Consider the following 6379-nt stretch of genomic DNA (forward strand, 5'->3'; position numbering starts at 1 on the left):
GCGTGATCCAGCATTCGCTCAAATGTAGGACAACCTCTCCGCGGTTTACTTTGAGACAGTCAGACCCACACCGATGCGCAGGCTCGGGCAGCGTATCATCCCTGAAAATCGAAGGCGCTAAGGCCCGTCACCATCTCGTCGAGGCCGAGCGGGCGCGTCACCGGCGGCTCGGCGCGCGCAAGGCAGCCTACGCGTTCGCAAAGCCGGCAGGCGGGGCCTACCGGCGTGGCGAAGCTTCGCCCGGACTTGCCGGCGGCTGCGGCCGGCAGCGCCGCGCCATAGACGATCTCGTCGCGAAAGCCGATATCGCAGCCGAGCAAGAGCGCGGTGCGCCGCGGCCGTTCGGAGAAGGCGCCTTGCGGACCTTCCAGCGTGCGGGCGATGCACAGGAACTCGGCGCCATCTGGCATTTCCAGCGCCTCGACCAGGATCTGGCCCGGCTGCGAGAAGGCCGCATGGACGGGAAGCTTGGGGCAGCCGCCGCCGAAGCGGCTCTGCGGGTAGCCCTGGCTGCCGGCCTTGCGGAAGCGGTTCCCGGCATTGTCGACTTCCAGCATGAAGAACGGCACGCCCGATGCGCCCTGCCGCTGCAGCATGGTCAGTCGGTTGGCCGCCTGTTCGAAAGAGACGCCGAAGCGGGAACGCAAGACGTCGATGTCGTAGCGGGCGCGAACGGCCGCCGCATGGAAAGCCTGATAGGGCATCATCAGCGCATGCGCGGCATAGCGGCCGAGCTCGAAGCGGGCGAGCCGGCGGGCCTCGTCGGTGCCGAGCTTCAGCGCCTGGAACTCAGCCGCGATGGCCACTGACATGCGCATCAGGCTCGCCTCCATGGCGACTTCGCGCAGCTGGTCGAAAGGCGACAGCCGCTCAGAGAGGAACAGGCGCTGCGAATGGCGGTCGTAACGGCGGCGCCAGTTGGGCATGGTGGCGACCGGCAGCACCTTGACGACGATGCCATGCTCGCGCCTCAGCCAGGCCTTGAGCGCGCCGGACAGGTCGTCGCCGGGTTCGAGCACCGATGTGAAAGCTTCCGCCTCCTCCTCCAGCGAAGCGAAGTGGTTCGGCCGGCGCTCGAACACTTCGTGGACTTCATCGGCGGGCAGGCGCGTGCCGGACAGCGCGGTTGCCCTGCCCTCCCTGGCCAGAAGCTGGTTGAGGTCGGACAGACGCTCAGCCTGCTCGCGGTAGGCGCGAAACAGTTTTACCATCGCCGCCGAGGCGTTCGGCGCGGTCTCGGCGAGATCGATCAGTTCCTGATCGCCGGGCAGTTCGCCGGCAAGAAGCGGATCGCTGAAGGCTTCGCGCAGTGCCGCGATCGAGCCTTTCGTCTCTCCTTGCAATTCATGCGGATCGACCTTGTAGACGGAGGCCAGCTTGAGAATGAGCTGCACCGTCAGCGGCCGCTGGTTGCGCTCGATCAGGTTGAGGTAGGAAGGCGAGATGCCCAACCCCTCGGCCATCGCCGTCTGGGTCAGGCCCCTGGCGTTGCGCAGCCGGCGCAGCCGCGGCCCGGCGAAGATCTTCTGGTCGGCCATCCGTGCCATCCTTGACAGGAATTTACATGGGTATCAAGTCCGGGGTCCATTACGCCGTTTTTACAATCGTGACAAATTTACAGAGATAGCTTGTCAATGACAACACAGCTTTTCCTTTATTTTCAGCGCCAAATGGCGGTTTTTCTGGGCGTTTTTCGCGCTGCAATGTAAATGATGTCACACGCAGACATCGCAACGCTATACGTTCGTGATGTAGCGCTGAAGCAGGTTCCAAACGATCCGGAGTGACCAATGACCGATTTTTACAACCTCGTCCCCTCCGCGCCGGAAGGCCGGTTCGACGGCATCGAGCGTCCCTATTCGCCAGAGGATGTGAAGCGGTTGCGCGGTTCGGTGCAGATTCGCCAGACTCTGGCCGAGATGGGCGCGAACCGGCTCTGGAAGCTGATCCACGAGGAGGATTTCGTCAACGCGCTGGGCGCCATGTCGGGCAACCAGGCCATGCAGCAGGTTCGGGCCGGGCTGAAGGCGATCTATCTCTCGGGCTGGCAGGTGGCCGCCGACGCCAACACCGCGTCGGCGATGTATCCGGACCAGTCGCTTTACCCGGCCAATGCGGCGCCGGAACTCGTCAAGCGCATCAATCGCACCTTGCAGCGCGCCGACCAGATCGAGACGTCCGAGGGCGACGGGCTGTCGGTCGAGACCTGGTTCGCGCCGATCGTGGCCGATGCGGAAGCCGGCTTCGGCGGCCCGCTCAACGCCTTCGAGATCATGAAGGCCTTCATCGAAGCCGGCGCCGCGGGCGTCCACTATGAGGACCAGCTGGCGTCGGAAAAGAAATGCGGCCATCTCGGCGGCAAGGTTCTGATCCCGACCGCGGCGCATATCCGCAACCTCAACGCGGCGCGCCTTGCGGCCGACGTCATGGGCACGCCGACGCTGGTCGTGGCGCGCACGGACGCCGAGGCGGCGAAGCTTTTGACCTCCGATATCGACGAGCGCGACCGGCCTTTTGTCGATTATGAGGCAGGCCGCACGGTCGAGGGCTTCTACAATGTGCGCAACGGCATCGAGCCCTGCATCGCGCGCGCCGTGGCCTATGCGCCGCATGCCGACCTGATCTGGTGCGAGACCTCGAAGCCGGATCTGGCGCAGGCCAGGAAATTCGCCGAGGGTGTGCACAAGCACCATCCGGGCAAGCTGCTCGCCTACAATTGCTCGCCGTCCTTCAACTGGAAGAAGAATCTCGACGACGCGACGATCGCGAAATTCCAGAACGAGCTGGGCGCGATGGGCTACAAGTTCCAGTTCATCACGCTGGCCGGCTTCCACCAGTTGAACTTCGGCATGTTCGAGCTGGCGCGCGGCTACAAGGACCGGCAGATGGCCGCGTATTCGGAACTGCAGGAGGCCGAGTTCGCGGCGGAGGCCAACGGCTATACCGCGACCAAGCACCAGCGCGAGGTCGGCACCGGCTATTTCGACGCCGTGTCGATGGCAATCACCGGCGGCCGGTCTTCGACCACCGCCATGCATGAATCGACCGAGCACGCTCAGTTCAGGCCGGCGGCCGAGTAACGGATAACAACCAGAGGAAACGCCCGCAGGGCATCTACATCGAGGAGAAGAGCAATGGCATCGATAAGCCGTGTCAAGGAAAGGGCAGAAGAACAATCGAGCGCGATGAGCGTCGACCAGCAGGCGACGATCCGCATGCTCGCCAACGATCTGCACCGACTCAACCAGTCAGTCATGAAGGCAGTCGAGGCCGGCGTCTCGGTGGAACTGGTGCGCTCGGCCAGGCACCATGGCGGCGACGGCAACTGGGGAGACCTTTTGATCCCGGTGATCGTTACCCAGCAGAGCCACACTTGACGTAACGTCAACAGTCTCGGCGAATGTCTCCCGCGCGCTATACGTTCGGGAGACTATCGCTTTTTTTCGGTTTGCCTTCACCGTCAAGGGTACGACTTGCTCCGAATCTCGGAATTTCTTGCTATATTTTCGACCTCGACCGTTTCAGCTTGACACCGGCCGCGATCTCACCCAATTGTGCCTCAGGTTTCAACCCTGCATTGAACCAGAGTGCCAGCCCGCCGATGTGTCCCGCCAATCGTGACGACTCCGACAAACACCCGAAACCGGCGGCCCGGGCTGGCGCGGCAGCTGCGGACTTTTCCAAAGTGCTCGTCGTCGGCAAATCGACGATCAACCGCGTCGTGGTGTCGAAAATCGTCGAGAAATCGGGGCTGAAGCCGATCTCGGAACCGCCAGAGGCCGCCGAGAAGACGCTGACCGGCCAACTGCCCGGCGCCGTCATCCTGGACGGCGGCCCGGACAACAAGGATTGCGACCGGCTGATGTCGGCCATCGACGCGCTGCGGCGCGCCTCCGGCAAGCCGCTGCCCGCGGTGATCCTGCTTTCAACCAGGAATGGCACACCGGAAAGCCTCGGGCTGTCGAGCGTGGTCGATGCGGTGGTTGTCAAGCCGATCACGCCCGAGAAGCTGCAACCGGTGGTCGATCGCCTGGTCGGGCGCGGCTAAGGCCCCCCTAAACCTGGTCAGCCTGCAGCGGCGATGCTTTCGACCAGTTCGGGCAGTTCGCTCAGGTCGGCGATCTGCCGGAAACGCGGCGCCGCGACCGGCGCCTCGGCATGCTCGGCCGCCCAGGTCAATTCATGCGGGACATAGATACCCCAACCGCCGGCGTCGATGGCAGGCACGACGTCCGACCTGAGCGAGTTGCCGACCATCATGCTCCTTTGCGGTCCGTCGCCATGGCGGCTGAAGATGCGGGCATAGGTGGCGGCGCTCTTGTCGCTGACGATCTCGACGGCGTCGAAGAGCTCGCCCAGTCCCGATTGCGCAAGCTTGCGCTCCTGGTCCATGAGGTCGCCCTTGGTGATCAGCACCAGACGATAGCTGCCGGCCAGCTTCTCGACCGTCTCGCGCGCATGCGGCAGCGGCTCGATCGGGTGGCTGAGCATGTCGCGTCCGGCAGCCAGGATTTCCGCGATGGTCGAGGCCGGAACACGGCCTTCGGTAACCTCGATCGCTGTCTCGATCATCGACAGCGTGAAGCTCTTTATGCCGAAGCCGTAGAGGCCGAGATTGCGCTTTGCCGCTTCAAGCAGGTTCGCCGAAATCCGGCTTGCATCGCCATGCTCGGCAAGCATGGCGAGGAAGCGCTGTTCGGTCATGCGGAAGAACTGCTCGTTCTGCCACAGCGTGTCGTCGGCATCGAAACCGATCGTCGTCAGATGAGAGGCGGGCATATGCGGACACCGTTCTTCATGGACGACCGGTTTAGCCGTTGTCACGGCCTGCCGCCAGCCTGAAGACGGACGCGTCCGGTGCCTCCCCTTCCCTTCCCCCATGGCGCCCGGCTATAGTTCGAAATCCGCAACACAATCTGGTGAATGATGCCGCCTGAAAAAAAGGAAGTCCGTCCGTCAAGCCGGGGGGGACGCGCCCGCACGCCTGCATTCCTGAAAAACCAGCGTGGTGTGAAAAACTGGAAGGAAGCCAGCGCCTGGCTCGAATGGCGCGGCATCGAGGACATCGAATGCATCACGCCCGACCAGGCGGGCGTCGCCCGCGGCAAGATGATGCCGTCGAAGAAATTCACTTCCAACACCTCGCTGGCGCTGCCTTCGGCCGTGTTCATGACGACGATCTCCGGCGGCTATCCCGAGGACGGCAACGGCTTCCATTATCCCGAGGACGACGGCGACCTGAAGCTGCTGCCCGATCTTTCGACGCTGACCGTCGTGCCCTGGGAAGAGGATCCGACGGCCGCGGTCATCTGCGATCTCGTCCACCAGGACGGCCGCTCGGTCGAGTTCACGCCGCGTAACGTGCTGAAGCGCGTGCTGGCCGCTTATGACGAACGCGGCCTGAAACCAGTGGTGGCGCCCGAGATCGAATTCTATCTGGTGCGCAAGAACCCCGATCCGGACTATCCGCTGACGCCGCCCGTCGGGCGTTCGGGACGGCCGATCGGCGGCGGCGCCGGCTATTCGATCGCCGGCGTCAACGAATTCGACGAACTGATCGACGACATCTACCATTTCTCGGAACGGCAGGGCCTGGAGATCGACACGCTGATCCATGAGGAAGGCGCCGGCCAGCTCGAGATCAATCTGCGCCACGGCAATCCGATCGAGCTCGCCGACCAGGTCTTCATGTTCAAGCGCACCATCCGCGAGGCGGCGCTAAAGCACGAGATCTACGCCACCTTCATGGCAAAGCCGATCCAGGGGCAGCCGGGCTCGGCCATGCATATTCACCAGTCGGTCGTCGACAAGAAGACCGGCAGGAACATCTTCTCGGCCGAGGACGGCTCGGAGACCGATGCGTTCTTCCACTTCATCGGCGGCATGCAGAAGCATGTGCCGAACGCGCTGGTTATGTTCGCGCCTTACGTCAATTCCTATCGCCGGCTGACGCAGCAGGCTTCGGCTCCGGTCAACAACAAATGGGGCTATGACAACCGCACCACCGCCTTCCGGGTGCCGCGCTCGGATCCGGCGGCGCGACGCGTTGAAAACCGCATCCCGTCCTCCGACGCCAACCCCTATCTGGCGCTGGCGGCCTCGCTTGCCTGCGGGCTGATCGGCATGACCGCGAAGGTCAAAGCCGAGCCGCCGGTGCTGACCACGGCCAACGCTGATGAGATCGATCTGCCTCGCAGCTTGCTGGAAGCGGTCGACCTGTTCGAGGCCGACAAGGAGCTCTGCGCGCTCCTTGGCAAATCCTTCGCCGCCACATACGCGGCGATCAAGCGGGCCGAATTCGAGACCTTCATGGAAGTGATCAGCCCGTGGGAGCGGGAGTATCTGCTGTTGAACGTGTAGGGGAGTAGGGGAGTAGGGG

Annotated in this window: 6 protein-coding genes; 4 read left to right on the forward strand and 2 right to left on the reverse strand. The window is 63.6% G+C overall.

The features are described from left to right. Nucleotides 1–95 precede the first annotated feature (95 nt). Nucleotides 96–1538: an XRE family transcriptional regulator gene (locus tag FJ956_RS18155; protein ID WP_140679336.1), complete on the reverse strand. Its 1443-nt coding sequence runs from the start codon at nt 1536–1538 to the stop codon at nt 96–98. Between the two features lie 252 nt (nt 1539–1790). Here FJ956_RS18155 and aceA point away from each other — a divergent pair, with 252 nt between their 5' ends. The 3 genes from aceA to FJ956_RS18170 all read left to right on the forward strand — a co-directional run bounded on the left by aceA (nt 1791) and on the right by FJ956_RS18170 (nt 4048). Next, on the forward strand, nt 1791–3080 hold the full coding sequence (gene aceA / locus FJ956_RS18160) for an isocitrate lyase (RefSeq protein ID WP_140679338.1): 1290 nt from the start codon (nt 1791–1793) through the stop codon (nt 3078–3080). Between the two features lie 54 nt (nt 3081–3134). After that, on the forward strand, nt 3135–3377 hold the full coding sequence (locus FJ956_RS18165) for a hypothetical protein (protein ID WP_027168360.1): 243 nt from the start codon (nt 3135–3137) through the stop codon (nt 3375–3377). A gap of 224 nt (nt 3378–3601) precedes the next feature. Then, nucleotides 3602–4048, forward strand: coding sequence for a response regulator (locus FJ956_RS18170; protein WP_140679348.1), 447 nt, complete (start codon nt 3602–3604; stop codon nt 4046–4048). Between the two features lie 17 nt (nt 4049–4065). On the opposite strand, the gene FJ956_RS18175 is transcribed toward FJ956_RS18170, so the two are convergent. Continuing rightward, complete coding sequence (locus tag FJ956_RS18175) at nt 4066–4779, reverse strand: HAD family hydrolase (protein WP_140679340.1); 714 nt, start codon at nt 4777–4779, stop codon at nt 4066–4068. A gap of 147 nt (nt 4780–4926) precedes the next feature. Between FJ956_RS18175 and FJ956_RS18180 the strand changes: the two genes are divergently transcribed. Continuing rightward, nucleotides 4927–6360, forward strand: coding sequence for a glutamine synthetase family protein (locus FJ956_RS18180; RefSeq protein WP_140679350.1), 1434 nt, complete (start codon nt 4927–4929; stop codon nt 6358–6360). The last annotated feature ends 19 nt before the right edge of the window (nt 6361–6379 follow it).

Origin of the sequence: Mesorhizobium sp. B2-4-3, from assembly GCF_006442815.1 — a bacterium.
In the GTDB taxonomy this organism is placed as follows: Bacteria; Pseudomonadota; Alphaproteobacteria; order Rhizobiales; family Rhizobiaceae; genus Mesorhizobium.